Here is a 13,400-nt window from a genome sequence, read left to right on the forward strand (position 1 = left end):
CCCCCGGCCCTCACGCGTCGAAGTCGTACTCCAGGACGTAGGAGGCGGCGTCGAGGATCATCTCGTTGAGCTCGACGACCTGGCCCTCGTCGGCGAAGGCGGTGCGGCAGATCAGGATCACCGGGGTGCCGGCCGTCAGGTCGAGGCGGGCGGACTCCTCCGCGCTGGGCATCCGGGAGCGGACCTCCTCGCGGAAGTGGACGGGCTTCGCGCCGATCTCCGCCAGCCGGGCGTAGGTGCCGCCCGGGCCGGTGTCCTCGCGGGTGATCGCCGTCCCGGCGACCAGCACGGCCGGCAGGTACGAGGTGGACAGCAGCACCGGCTTGCCGTCCAGCACGAAGCGGCGGTGCCGCACGCACATCGGCGCGCCCGGGTCCGCCCCGAGTACGCGTGCCACGTGCTCGGGCGCGCCCTGTTCGGTGACGGACACCTGGTCGACCACCAGGGTGCGGTTGTCGATGTCGGCCGACCATATCGACCGCCCCGACCCCCACTGCCCCTGCGCCAGCCGCTGGATGCCGCGCCGGCGCAGCGGCCGGAAGTCCCGGACGAACACCCCGGCGCCCCTGCGGGCTTCCGCGATGCCCTCGCTCTGCAGCACGCCGAGCGCCTGCCGGGCGGTCATCCGGGCGACGCCGTACTCGTCCATGAGGTCGTTCTCGCCGGGGAGACGGTCCCCCGCGCGGTAGCGGCCGGCGTCGATCGCCGCCTTCAGCAAGTCGGCGATCCGCTGGTACTTGGGCCGCTTCTCGCCGCTGCTGCCGGTCATCGCCGCTCCCTCTCCCACGGGTGAATCCTAGGCCCGCCCGCGGCCGCTAGTAAGGAGATACGACCGTTGACATCTCTAGAGATATTAGCTTCTCTAGAGATGCTGGGTAGTCGCCGAGCAGTACACGCACACGCACGGACAGCGACCAGGACGCGCCCCCACCGGCCGCGCGCCCGCACCAGAGCAAGGAGCAGTGCGATGGGCACCCGTCAGCGCAACGCCCCGGCCTACCGGCCGCAGGTGGGTGAACTCGTCCTCGACCGGCGATCCGGTCGCACCGGCATCTACATGGACACCATCGGCGGCGAGCACTACCTCCGCCCCGAGGGCGGCGGCCGCGAATGGGCCGTCCGACCGGACCACGTCTCCCCGGCCGCCGGGAGCGGCGATTCGACGGAATGAGATCAATCCGGCAATCGTGGCAAAAACAACGCAAACTACAACATTCCGGGCCGGGCAATCGCCCGATGAATCGGGAATTCCGGAACGACCCCACCCCGCACCGCCGGGCACGTTACGGATAATCGCCGTCACCATGTGTGCACCGCGGGCGGGATTCGGCCACCCGGCGGGCACGCCCCGGGCACGCTTTCTCCGAATTGGCGCGGTCATTACGAAAGCGCCCCCGCGCCCGGACGGGGACGCAGGGGCACTCGGGCCGATCTGCTTACGGGCAGCCGGAGACGACGTTCTCGGGCTCGAAGGTCTTGCCCGGCTCGCCGGTGGCCGGCTTGGCCGGCTCGACGACGTGCTCGGCCTCGTCGCCGAAGACCTCGTTCTCGAAGGAGCCCTTCTTGTCGGCGCTCGGCTCGGTGTACTCGGTCGGGTTCGAGGTCGCGGCCACCGCGCCCTCGACAGCCTGGCCGGCCTCCACAGCGGCGGCCGGGGCCGGAGTCTGCGCCGCACTCTCGGGCGTCGACGGCACCGGGGTCTCGCTCTGGTTGTTGGCCATTGGGCGGCCGCCTTTCAGTCATCAATTGTGTTCAGCCCGACCTGCTTGGCGCGGGCGCGGGGACAGTATCGTAGGGTTGATTAAATGTCCGATAAACAGCGTGCGGCTTGCGGGGCCGTCCGGCAGAGTCGGGCGTCCGCCTAAGCTGAAGCACCACGGCGGACCGCCGAGCGCCCTTTCACAAGATCGACACCACAGGCCATCGGGGGACCTCATGGAGTTTCGGGAGACGCCGCAGGCACCTGCGCTGCGCTTCCAAGTCCTCGGTCCGGTCCAGGCATGGCTCGACGGGAAGCCCCTCTCCCTCGGATCCCCCCAGCAGCAAGCCGTCCTGACCACCCTCCTGTTGCAGTCCGGCCGTCCGGTCACCACCCAGGACCTCGTCGACGCCCTGTGGGGCGACCGGCCACCGACCCAGGCCGTGGCCGCGCTGCGCACCTACGTCTCCCGGCTGCGCTCCGTCATCGAACCCCGGCGGGAGATCCGCCGCCCCTCCGAGGTGCTGGTCTCCATCGCGGACGGCTACGCGCTGCGCATCCCGAACGACGCGCTGGACCTGGCGGTCTTCGAGAAGCTGTCCGCCGACGCCGCGGCCGCCCGGACCTCGGGGGACCCGCACGAGGCGCACCGGCTCCTCGCCCAGGCCCTGCAGCTGTTCAGCGGCCGTCCGCTCACCGGCGTCCCCGGCCCGTACGCCGACGCCCAACGGCTGCGGCTGGCCGAGCGCCAGGTGGCCGCCGCCGAGGAGTCCTGCGCCGCCGCCCTCGACATCGGCCTGCACGCCGAGATCGTCGGCGACCTCAACATCCTGACGGCCGAGCACCCGCTGCGTGAACGGCTCCGCGAACTGCTCATGCTGGCGCTGTACCGGTGCGGCCGCCAGGCCGAGGCCCTGGGCGTCTACACCGACACCCGCAAGCTGCTCATCGAGGAACTCGGAGTCGAGCCGGGCGCCAGCCTGTCCGCCATGCACGCCCGCATCCTCGCGGCAGACCCGGCCCTGACCCTCCCGGAGGTCACCACCTCCGCGGCAGCCCGCCGGAACGGCCCGGCCGCTCCCCCGGCACCCGCCCAACTCCCCGCCGACGTCTCGGACTTCAGCGGCCGCGCGGAGCTGGTGGACGACCTCTCGGCAGTCCTGCAGAACGCCACCGGCCAGGCCGTCGTGGTGACCTCGCTGGCCGGGATCGGGGGCGTCGGCAAGACCACCCTCGCCGTCCACGTCGCCCACCGCGTCCGGTCGGAGTTCCCGGACGGCCAGCTGTACGTCGACCTGCGCGGGGCCGGCGCCTCACCGGCCGACCCGGTGGTCGTCCTGGGCGACTTCCTGCACTCGCTCGGCGTCACCGAGAGTCCCGACTCGCTGGAACAGCGCGCGGCCCTCTACCGCTCACAGCTCGCCGGCCGCAAGATGCTGATCCTGCTGGACAACGCCCGGGACGCCGAACAGATCAAACCGCTGATCCCGGGCGTCTCCGGCTGCGCCGTGCTCGCCACCAGCCGGTCCCGGCTGGCCGGCATCCCGGGCGCACAGCTCTTCGACGTGGAGGAGCTGACCCCGGACGAGGCACTGGCGCTGTTCTCGGCCATCGTCGGCGAACAGCGCGCCGCCGCCGAGCCGGAGGCCGCCATGGCCGTGGTCACGGCGTGCGGCTTCCTGCCGCTGGCCGTCCGCATCGCCGCCGCCCGACTGGCCAGCCGCCCGCGCTGGAGCGTCTCCGACCTCGCCCGCCGGTTAGCCGACCAGCGGCGCCGCCTGGACGAACTCCAGCTCGGCAACCTCGCCGTGGAGACCACCATCGGGCTCGGCTACGGACAGCTCTCCGCGGCCGAGGCCCGCGCCTTCCGGTTTCTCTCGTTGATCGACTCCGCCGATATCCCGCTGGAGGCGGCGGCCGCGCTGCTCGACCTGGACGTGGACGCCGCCGAGGACCTCGCCGAGGCCCTGGTCGAGGCGAACATGCTGGAATGCTTCACCCCGGGCCGCTACCGCTACCACGACCTGCTCCGCCTGTACGCCCAGCGGCAGAACGAGCGGATCGGCGACGCCGAGGAGCGGGAGCGGGCCGTCCAGCGGCTGTTCGACCTGCTGATCCCGACCGTGCGCAACGCGGCCCAGGCCATCGAACCGGACGACACCCTGCCGGAGTTGCTGACCACGCCCGCCCTGCCGGGGATCGGCCTGCCGACCAGCCAGGCCGCTCAGGACTGGCTCCGGACCGAGGGCGCCCTGCTCCTCAGCGCCGTCGAGGCCGCCGCGGGCGGTTCCGACGCCCTGCAGCGCTCGGCGGTCGACCTGCTGAACCTGATGTTCAGCATCGACCCGGACCCGACCCGCGGCCCCCGGGGGTGCCAGGTCCTGGAGGCCATCAGCCAGGACGCGGAACGCCGCGGCGACTCGGCCGTGCTCGCCCGCGCGTACTTCGCGCTCGGCACCCTCCAGTCCGTCACCAGCGACTTCCAGGGCGCCGAGCACTCGCTACGCCGCAGCCTCGACCACCAGGCACCGGACGAACCGTCCGTCCTGCTGCTGGCCACGGCCAACACCCTGGGCTGGATCCTGGGCATCGGCAACCGTCCGGCCGAGGCCCTGGGGTTCCTCGAACAGGCCCGGGCCACCAGCCGGGCCGTCCGCACGCCGACCGCCGAGGCCCGGATCGTCGGCAACATGGCCCGGTTCCAGCACCGGCTGGGCATGACCGAGACGGCGATCCAGTCCGCCGGCGACGGCGTCTCCGCGGCGCGCGAGTCCAGGAACGGTCCGCTGCTCGCGCAGACGCTGTACCAGCTCGGCGTGGTGCTCGCCGGTGGCGAGGCCGTCCCGCACCTGCGGGAGGCGCACCGGCTCTACGCGTCCCAGCGGAACCGGCTGTGGGAGGGCTACACCCTCGCCCGTCTGGCCTCCGCCCTGCTCGCTGCCGGGCAGCAGGGTGAGGCGGCCGAGACGGCCGGCGCCTCGCTCGCGATCGCGCAGGAGATGGACTCCGCCTACTGCCAGGGCCTGGCGAACGCCGCGCTCGGTGAGGCACTGCTCGCCCTCGCCCAGCCGGCGCGTGGGCTCGCGTGTCTCACCGAGGCGCACGCGATCTTCATCCGGCTCGGTGTGCCCGAGGCCTCCCCTGTGGCGGACCTCATCTCCCAACAGCACACCGAGCCTCCTCTTCCCCTCCCCTAGCGCCTTGAGGCCTCCGCCCCCCAGCGGAACACCTCCCCCGATCCGCGCGTCGGCGCTCCCGCAGCCCCCCGGCTGCGGGAGCGCCCTCAACGCTTCCCCGGCGCTGGATCCACTGTGCACCGGAGCGATTGACGTTCGATAAACGCGGTGTCGTCCGTCCACGGCCCCGGTGTTTCCGCAGGTCGGGTGCGCCACCCCGGCGCGCCGTCCGGCGTGCGGGGCCGGGCACGCCCCCTCGGCCCGCACCGGTGTGCTTCCGCAAGCCCGCCCACATCGGCCCAAGCATGACGAGTTGGCCGGAAAGGGACCCCACGGCGCGGTGATCACGCATATTCTCGGATGCCAGTACACACACGAGTGTCTGCCGGCAGCGTGTCGAAGTACGGTCCGTCCGTGCGGCGCGGGGAGCCCTGGTCACCCCGGCTGTCGCGGCGGGACAGTGCGGGCGGAGGCCACGGGTGGAAGGGTGCCTCTCATCGTGACGACCGGACGGATATCCGATGCGTTCCCCCTCGGTGAGGACGCGTGGGACGACGAGCCCGACGGCTGCCCCGACGACGGCCCGGAGGTGCGGCGACGCCGGGCGGCCCGGGCGCTGCAGGCCGTGGCGTTCGACACCATCGGCGCCGGGTACGGCGACGCGTTCCCCGCCAAGGACGGGCAGTTGGCCTGCGGGCTGCGGCTGCTGGCGGAGCTGGAGCCGGGCGCCCGGGTGCTGGACGTCGGCTGCGGCACCGGGGAGCCGACGGTCCGGCAGCTGGCGGCCGGCGGGCTGCGGGTGACCGGCGTGGACCTGTCGGACGTGATGCTGTCGCTGGCCCGCGGGGCCCGGTACACGGGCGAGCACCCGCCGTCCTTCCATCGGATCGACCTCTACGATCTGGCCACCGCGCGCGCGGCCCGGGTGTGGGGCTCCCCGGAGCTGGGGCCGGCGGGGGCCGGCCGGTTCGCCGCGGTGACGGCGTTCTTCTCGCTGATCCTGCTGCCGCAGGACGAGATCCCGACCGTGCTGGGCCGGCTGCGCGGGCTGTTGCGGCCGGGCGGGCTGCTGGTCCTGGGTATGGTCGAGGCGGACTTGGATCACGTTCCGCTTCCGTTCCTTGGCAGAGAGCTGCGGATCAGCGGCTATCTGAGGGAGGATCTGGAGCGGGTTCTGGTCACGGCGGGGTTCGCGGTCGAGGAGTGCTCGGGGCACCCGTACGCACCGGCCAGTACCTCGCTGCCGCCGGAGGAACAGCTGTTCCTGTGCTGTCGACGCGTCGGCTGACCGACCCCAGCGGGAACCCGAACCAACGAACCGGACCGAACAGCCCACCGACCACACCGATTCCAGGACAGGCAGCCGTGCGCGACCAGCTCAAGACCGAGGCGGAGCAGCCGTCCGCCGTCCCGGGCCCGCGCCGTCGGCTCCCGGTGGCACCCCCCGCCGCACCTCCCGCCCCCGCCGCCGTCTCCACCGCCGAGCAGCCCGCGCCGGACCGCGCCGAGGTGGCGGACCGCCTCGCCTACCTCGATTCCGCCACCCGCCGGATCAACAGCGCCCTCGACCTGGCCGCCACCCTGCGCAACATCGGCCGGGTGCTCGTCCCGACGCTCGCCGACGCCGCCGTGATCCACCTGCGCGACCCGCTGCCGAACGTCGAGCGCGAGCCCGGCTTCCCCGACGAGCTGCGCATCCACCACAGCACCGGCACCCGGATCGGCCGCCAGGGCCGCCGCGGCGGCATGGACGACCGGAACCGCTCCCGGTACGGCTCGCGCTCGACCGCCGATCCCGGCCCGGCCGTCCCGGTGACCCGCGGCGGCGCGATCGCACACACCCTGCTGAGCCGCCGCCCGGCCGAGCCGGCCGTCCTCGGCACGCCGGCCGCCGAGCGCACCGCGACGCTGCTGCGCGAGCTGTACGGCACCCGCGGCCCGTCCCGGCTGGCCGCCGGCACCTCGGTGCTCGCGCTGCCGCTGCGCGGCCGCAAGGCGGTGCTCGGGCTGCTGGTGCTGATCCGTCGGCCCCCTGAACGCACCGGCCGGCCGCCCTTCGACGCGGCGGACACCGCGACGGCCGCCCACCTGGCGACCCAGGCGGGTCTGGCGGTGGACACCGCCCTGCGGTACGCCCGCGAGTGGGAGATCGCCAACGAACTCCAGCGCAGCATGCTGCCGTTGCGCCTGCCGCAGCCGCACGGCGTCCGGCTCGCGCAGCGCTACCTGCCGGGCGAGCGCGGCGCGCAGGTCGGCGGGGACTGGTACGACGCCGTGCCACTGCCCGGCAACCGGGTCGCCCTGATCGTCGGCGACGTGATGGGCCACTCGCTCACCTCGGCCGCCATCATGGGCCAACTGCGCACCAGCGCCCAGACCTTGGCCGCCCTCGACCTGCCGCCGCACGAGGTGCTGTACCACCTGGACGAGCAGGCGCAACGGCTGGGCCGCGAGCAGCACCTGGCGACCTGCGTGTACGCGGTGTACGACCCGATCGCGAACCGGGTGGTGTTGGCCAACGCCGGGCACGTCCCGCCGGTGCTGGTCCGCCCGGGCGGGAAGGCCGAGTTGGTGGAGCTGGACTCCGGGGCGCCGATCGGGGTCGGCGGGGTGGACTTCAACTCGGTGGAGCTGCCCGCGCCGCCGGGGTCGGCGCTGCTGCTGTTCACCGACGGTCTGGTGGAGACCCGCAACCGGCCGATCAGCGACGGCCTGGAGCTGCTCCGGGCCCGGATCGAGGGTGCCCGCTGGCAGTCGCCCGAGCAGCTGTGCCAGGAGGCGCTGCGCATCCTGCCGCCGGGCGACCGCGGCGACGACATCGCGCTGCTGGGCGCCTGCTTCGACGGCATCCCGGCGGGGGACGTCGCGCACTGGTACCTGCAGCCGCGCAACGAGACGCCGGGCCGGGCCCGCCGGCTGGCCGCGCACACCCTGCGCCGCTGGGGGCTGGAGCAGCTGAGCGAGGCGACCGAGCTGATGGTGAGCGAGCTGGTGACGAACGCCGTCCAGCACGCGACCCGGCCGATCACGCTGAGCCTGGTGCGCACGACGCGGCTGCGCTGCGAGGTGGGCGACGACAGCCCGCTGCTGCCGCGCCCTCGCCGTATCGGGCCGGAGGACGAACGCGGGCGCGGGCTGCAGATAGTGGCGCGGTGCGCGGAGCGCTGGGGGGCGACCCGGCTGGGCACCGGCAAGGTGGTCTGGTTCGAGCAGCGGCTGCCGAAGAACTGACCTGACCCGCCGGCGCCCAGCGCCCGGAGCCGGGGCCCGGGCCGGGCCTCACGCCCGGGCGGGCTCCTTCGCCGGCGCCTGCGCGGCCCGCTGCTCGCGCGCCAGCCGGGCCATCAGCTCCTCGCCCTCCATGTCGACCTTCGGCACGACCTTCCCCAGTGCCTTCGGGAACCACCAGGCCGCCTTGCCGAACAGCGCCATCGCGGCCGGCACCAGCGCCATCCGCACCACGAAGGCGTCCACCAGCACGCCGACCGCGAGCGCGAAGCCGATCGGCTGGACGATCGGGTCGTCGCCGAGGACGAAGGCGCCGAACACCGACACCATGATCAGCGCGGCCGCCGTCACCACCCGGGCGCCGCCCTTGACGCCGCCGACGACCGCCTCGCGCGGGGCCTTGCCGTGGACGTGCTGCTCCTTCATCCCGGAGACCAGGAACAGCTCGTAGTCCATGGCCAGCCCGAACAGCACGCCGATCAGCAGGATCGGCACGAAGCTGACCACCGGCCCGACCTTCGGCACGTCGATGAAGCCGTCCAGCCAGCCCCACTGGTAGACGGCGACGACGGCGCCGAGCGAGGCCGCGATGCTGAGCAGGAAGCCGAGCACGGCCTTGAGCGGCACCAGGATCGAGCGGAAGGCCAGCGCGAGCAGCACCAGCGCGATGCCGACGATCACCGCGACGAACGGCGGCAGGGCCTGGCCGAGCTTGGTGGAGACGTCGATGTTGGCGGCCGTGGTGCCGGTGACGGCGATGCTCGCGCCGGTCGCGGACCTGAGCTCAACGCGCTGGTCGCGGATCTCGTTGACCAGCGCCTTGGTGTCCGCGTGGTCGGGGCCGGTCTGCGGGATGACGGGCACCAGGGCCGTCCCGCTCGCCCGGTCCACGGTCGGCGGCAGCAGCGTCTTGACGCCCTTCAGGGTCTGCAGTCTGCCCGCGACGCCCTGGACGGCCTGCTCGGGGTGCGGCGCGTCGTGGGCGTCGACGACGACCACCAGCGGCGCGTTGAAGCCCGGGCCGAAGCTGTCGCTGACCAGGTCGTAGGCCTTGCGGGCGTCCGTCCCGACGGCCTGTGAACCGCCGCCCGGCAGGCCGAGGTCCAGGCTCGCGGCGGGGGCGGCGAGGACGCCCAGCCCGGTCAGGCCGACCAGCAGCACGGGCAGCGGGCGGCGGACCACGAAGCGGGCCCAGCGCTCGCCCATGGTGGTCCCGCCGTTGGCGGCGAGCGCGCGCTTCCAGACCGGGAGCCGGTCGATGCCGCGGCCGACGAAGCCGAGCACCGCGGGCAGCAGGGTGATGGCGACCAGCACGGCCACCACGACCGCGCCGGAGGCGGCCAGGCCCATCACGGTGAGGAAGGGGACGCCGGCGACGGCGAGCCCGGCGAGCGCGACGACCACGGTCAGGCCGGCGAAGACGACGGCGCTGCCGGCGGTCGCGGTGGCGCGGGCGGCGGCCTCCTCGGGGTCCAGGCCCTCGCCGAGGTGGCGGCGGTAGCGGAACAGGATGAACAGCGCGTAGTCGATGCCGACCGCCAGGCCGACCATCAGCGCCAGCACCGGCGCGGTGGTGATGATCTCGAACGAGCCGGTGAGCGCGAGCAGCCCGGCCATGGCCACGCCGACGCCGACCAGCGCGGTCAGCAGCGGCAGCCCGGCCGCGACCAGCGTGCCCAGGGTGATGACCAGCACCACCCCGGCGACCGCCACGCCGATCGACTCGCTGCCGCCCTCGACCTGCGCCATCCGGTTGTACGCGTCGCCGCCGAAGGCGATGTCCAGCCCGGCCGCGCGGGCCGGTTCGGCGGCGGCCCGGACGGCCTCGCGCTGCTGGTCGGTGACCTCGGCGAGCTTGTGGTCGAAGGAGACCAGGGCGATCGCGACCCGCCCGTCCGGGGAGACCGCGCCGGTGGCGTACGGGTCCGGTACGGCGGCGACGCCCGGGACGTGGGCGATCCGCTCGACGGACGCGCCGACCGCCTTGGCCGCGTCCGGTGCGGCGATGCCGCCGCCGGCGGGGGCGGCGAAGACGACCTGCGCGGAGCCGTGGCCCTGGGCGGGGAAGGTGTCCTTGATCCGGTCCAGGGTGCTCTGCGCCTCGGTGCCGGGGACCTTGAACTCGTCGCTGGTCTTTCCGGCGAAGGCTCCCGCGGCGCCGCCGATGGCGATCAGCACGGCGATCCAGACGGCCAGCACTGCGCGCCGTCTCCGGAAGCAGTAGCGGCCCAGTCGGTACAGGTACGTGGCCATGGCGATCCTCGGTTCGGTCAGGACGGGTTTCGCGGGAGGGTCTCGCCCCCACCGTACGCGCAACATTGTCAGGTGACAAAGTTGACCGACAGAATCGAGCGACAGGATCAACAGACTCGGTTGCCCGACCATGGCGCTACCCTGGCTGGATGGCTCATGTCCCCGCTTCCGAACGCCGCCCGCAACTGGTCCGGGCCGCCCTCGAACTGATGGCCAGGGAAGGCGTCGCCGCCGGCAGCACCCGGGCGATCGCGGCCGAGCTGGGCGTGGCACAGGCGACGGTGCACTACACCTTCGGCACCAAGAAGGACCTCTACCGGGCCGTGGTCGAGCAGCTGACCGCCGAGTTCATCGGCAACGTCGCCGACGCCGACCCGGGCGACGGCCCGTTCGGCGAGCAGATCCGGGCGCTGGTGCACGCCGTCTGGGAGAGCTCGACCGGTGAGGACGGGCGCTGCGTGCTGCTCAGCGAGTTCGCGGCGCTCGCCATGCGCGACCCGGAGCTGCAGGAGATCATGCGGGCGATGCAGCACCAGCTCGAAGGCACCGCGACCGTGATGGTCACCGCCCTCGCCGACGCCCACGGCATCCGGCTCGCCACGCCGGCCCGGGAGGTCGCCATCCACTTCCTCGCCGGGTTCGACGGCCTGACCGACCGCCACCTGGCACTGCGCACGCCCGGCGAACCGGCCGACCCGGACACCCTGCGGGGCCTGGAACTCCTGGTGGCCACCACGGTCGGGCTCTGCCTGGGCGAGCCCGCGACCGCGTAGCGGACCCCTACTCGACGATCCGCACCGGCAGCTCGGCCAGCACCTCGCGCAGCGCCGCCGCGAAGCGCTCGTACTCGGCGCTGCGGGCCGAGCCCGGCCGGGTCGCCAGCCCGATCCGGCGGCCGGGCGCCGGCTCGGCGAAGCGGACGGCGGCCAGCCGGTCGGCGCGCCCGGCCTCGACGTCCAGCGCGGTGGCGGGCAGCAGGGTCACCCCGAGCCCCCCGGCGACCAGTTGGACCAGGGTGGACAGCCCGGCCGCGCGGGTGGTGGAGCCCGCCGGGTCGGCGCCGACCTCGCGGCAGATGTCCAGCGCCTGGTCGCGCAGGCAGTGGCCCTCCTCCAGCAGCAGCACCTCCAGGTCGAGCAGCACGTCGCGCGGGACGTCGATCCGCCCGGCGAGCGGGTGCCCGGGCGGGGTGACCAGCACGAAGTCCTCGTCGAACAGCGGGATGTCGCGGGTCGGCGAGGCCCCGCCGGCCGGCAGCGCGAGCAGCAGCACGTCGAGCCGCCCGGCGGCCAGCCCCTCCAGCAGCGAGGGGGTGCGCTCCTCGTGGACGTGCAGCTCCAGCTCGGGGAAGCGGTCGCGGACCAGCCGCAGCACGGTGGGCAGCAGGTACGGTGCGACGGTCGGGATGACGCCCAGGTGCAGCGGCCCGGTGAACGGGCGGCGGGCGGCCTCGACCTCCTCGGTGAGGGCCTGCAGCGAGGCGAGCACCCGGCGCGCGTGCTCGTGTATCCGCTCCCCCAGTGGAGTGACGATCACCCTGCGCGTCGTACGCTCGACCAGTTGCGCGCCGAGCGACTCCTCCAGCGCCGCGACCGCCCCGGAGAGCGCGGGCTGGCTGGTCCCGGTGGCCGCGGCGGCCTCCCGGAAGTGCCGGTGCTCGGCCACCGCGACGAAGGCCCGCAGCTGGGCGACCGTGGGCATGCGGGGGGCGCGGACTGTGGCGCTCACCACAGTCGGATCGGACTTGCCGCCCTCGCCGCGGCGGGGGCCGGGCCGGGACGTGCGCGGTTCGTTACTGATAACAACCTCCGATCAGAAACATCCAGGGTAGCTATTTCCCCGATCAGTCCACCATGTGGAATGGTGGACGGTGTCCGGAATCCGGACAAAACTCCCCTCAGTCTCACTTCAGGAGAAGCGAACGTGCTCACGATCGGTGACAAGTTCCCCGAGTTCGACCTCAAGGCCTGTGTCGACCTGGACGCCGCGAACGCCTTCGCCGACATCAACCACAAGTCCTACGAGGGCAAGTGGAAGATCGTCTTCTTCTGGCCGATGGACTTCACCTTCGTCTGCCCGACCGAGATCGCCGCGTTCGGCAAGCTGAACGACGAGTTCGCCGACCGCGACGCCCAGATCCTCGGCGTCTCCGGCGACTCCGAGTTCGTGCACCACGCCTGGCGCAAGGACCACAAGGACCTGCGCGACCTGCCCTTCCCGATGCTGGCCGACGTCAAGCACGAGCTGATGCGCGCCTGCGGCGTCGAGGGCGAGGACGGCACCGCGCAGCGCGCCGTGTTCATCGTCGACCCGAACAACGAGATCCAGTTCGTCATGGTGACCGCCGGCTCCGTCGGCCGTAACCCCAAGGAGGTCCTGCGGGTGCTGGACGCCCTGCAGACCGACGAGCTGTGCCCGTGCAACTGGAACAAGGGCGAGGACACCCTCGACGCCCAGGCCCTGCTGGCGGGCTGACCCATGGCTCTCGACGACCTGAAGGCCGCCCTCCCGGACTACGCCAAGGACCTCAAGCTCAACCTGGGCTCGGTCATCGGCAACTCCGACCTCCCCGCCCAGCAGCTCTGGGGCACCGTGCTGTCCTGCGCGATGGCCACCCGCAGCCCCCGCGTGCTGCGCGAGCTGGAGCCCGAGGCCAAGGCCAACCTGTCCCCGGAGGCGTACAACGCCGCCAAGGGCGCGGCCGCGATCATGGGGATGAACAACGTCTACTACCGGACGCTGCACCTGCTCTCCGACAAGGAGTACAGCACGATGCGGGCCGGTCTGCGGATGAACATCATCGGCACCCCCGGCGTCGAGAAGGTCGACTTCGAGCTCTGGTGCTTCGCGGTCTCGGCCATCAACGGCTGCGGCCAGTGCCTGGACTCGCACGAGGGCGTCCTGCGCAAGGCCGGCGTCGAGCGCGAGGTCATCCAGGCCTCGATGAAGATCGCCGCCGTGCTGCAGGCCGTGGCCGGCGTCCTCGACTCCGAGGCCGCGCTCGCCTCCGTCGACGCCTGACGCACCGCACGACCCGCATCACC

At 73.1% G+C, this 13,400-nt stretch carries 11 protein-coding genes; 7 read left to right on the plus strand and 4 right to left on the minus strand.

Translation table 11 applies throughout. The features are described from left to right. Nucleotides 1-10: 10 nt before the first annotated feature. Complete coding sequence (locus ACPC54_RS14395; protein WP_498964811.1) at nucleotides 11-769, minus strand: GntR family transcriptional regulator; 759 nt, start codon at nucleotides 767-769, stop codon at nucleotides 11-13. Between the two features lie 198 nt (nucleotides 770-967). Between ACPC54_RS14395 and ACPC54_RS14400 the strand changes: the two genes are divergently transcribed. Next, nucleotides 968-1,171, plus strand: a complete 204-nt coding sequence (locus ACPC54_RS14400; protein WP_498964813.1) for a hypothetical protein — start codon at nucleotides 968-970, stop codon at nucleotides 1,169-1,171. A gap of 265 nt (nucleotides 1,172-1,436) precedes the next feature. Here the strand turns inward: ACPC54_RS14400 and ACPC54_RS14405 are convergent, their stop codons facing one another. Then, the gene (locus ACPC54_RS14405; RefSeq protein ID WP_498964815.1) at nucleotides 1,437-1,721 is read right to left on the minus strand and encodes a hypothetical protein; all 285 of its coding nucleotides are present in this window, start codon (nucleotides 1,719-1,721) and stop codon (nucleotides 1,437-1,439) included. Nucleotides 1,722-1,935: 214 nt separating this feature from the next. Here ACPC54_RS14405 and ACPC54_RS14410 point away from each other — a divergent pair, with 214 nt between their 5' ends. The 3 genes from ACPC54_RS14410 to ACPC54_RS14420 all read left to right on the plus strand — a co-directional run bounded on the left by ACPC54_RS14410 (nucleotide 1,936) and on the right by ACPC54_RS14420 (nucleotide 8,106). After that, nucleotides 1,936-4,896 carry an AfsR/SARP family transcriptional regulator gene (locus tag ACPC54_RS14410; protein ID WP_498964817.1) on the plus strand — a complete coding sequence of 987 codons (2,961 nt, stop codon included), beginning with the start codon at nucleotides 1,936-1,938 and terminating at the stop codon, nucleotides 4,894-4,896. 568 nt (nucleotides 4,897-5,464) lie between these two features. Next, a complete protein-coding gene (locus ACPC54_RS14415; protein WP_498964949.1) occupies nucleotides 5,465-6,163 on the plus strand; it encodes a class I SAM-dependent methyltransferase in 699 nt (232 codons plus the stop codon). A 77-nt stretch (nucleotides 6,164-6,240) separates the two neighbouring features. Then, on the plus strand, nucleotides 6,241-8,106 hold the full coding sequence (locus ACPC54_RS14420; protein WP_498964819.1) for a SpoIIE family protein phosphatase: 1,866 nt from the start codon (nucleotides 6,241-6,243) through the stop codon (nucleotides 8,104-8,106). A 48-nt stretch (nucleotides 8,107-8,154) separates the two neighbouring features. On the opposite strand, the gene ACPC54_RS14425 is transcribed toward ACPC54_RS14420, so the two are convergent. Beyond that, nucleotides 8,155-10,356, minus strand: a complete 2,202-nt coding sequence (locus ACPC54_RS14425; RefSeq protein ID WP_498964821.1) for an MMPL family transporter — start codon at nucleotides 10,354-10,356, stop codon at nucleotides 8,155-8,157. 149 nt (nucleotides 10,357-10,505) lie between these two features. On the opposite strand from ACPC54_RS14425, the gene ACPC54_RS14430 reads away from it, so the two are divergent. Beyond that, entirely contained in the window at nucleotides 10,506-11,129 is a 624-nt protein-coding gene (locus ACPC54_RS14430; RefSeq protein WP_498964823.1) for a TetR/AcrR family transcriptional regulator, read from the plus strand. A gap of 7 nt (nucleotides 11,130-11,136) precedes the next feature. Here ACPC54_RS14430 and ACPC54_RS14435 read toward each other — a convergent pair whose 3' ends face one another. Further along, on the minus strand, nucleotides 11,137-12,057 hold the full coding sequence (locus tag ACPC54_RS14435) for a LysR substrate-binding domain-containing protein (RefSeq protein ID WP_498964825.1): 921 nt from the start codon (nucleotides 12,055-12,057) through the stop codon (nucleotides 11,137-11,139). A gap of 222 nt (nucleotides 12,058-12,279) precedes the next feature. On the opposite strand from ACPC54_RS14435, the gene ACPC54_RS14440 reads away from it, so the two are divergent. Together ACPC54_RS14440 and ACPC54_RS14445 are read left to right on the plus strand one after the other, a co-directional pair. Then, nucleotides 12,280-12,831, plus strand: a complete 552-nt coding sequence (locus ACPC54_RS14440) for a peroxiredoxin (protein WP_498964827.1) — start codon at nucleotides 12,280-12,282, stop codon at nucleotides 12,829-12,831. A gap of 3 nt (nucleotides 12,832-12,834) precedes the next feature. Continuing rightward, nucleotides 12,835-13,377: an alkyl hydroperoxide reductase gene (locus ACPC54_RS14445; protein ID WP_045697701.1), complete on the plus strand. Its 543-nt coding sequence runs from the start codon at nucleotides 12,835-12,837 to the stop codon at nucleotides 13,375-13,377. The last annotated feature ends 23 nt before the right edge of the window (nucleotides 13,378-13,400 follow it).

This window comes from Kitasatospora sp. NPDC094028 (assembly GCF_049543595.1).
Taxonomy (GTDB): Bacteria; Actinomycetota; Actinomycetes; order Streptomycetales; family Streptomycetaceae; genus Kitasatospora.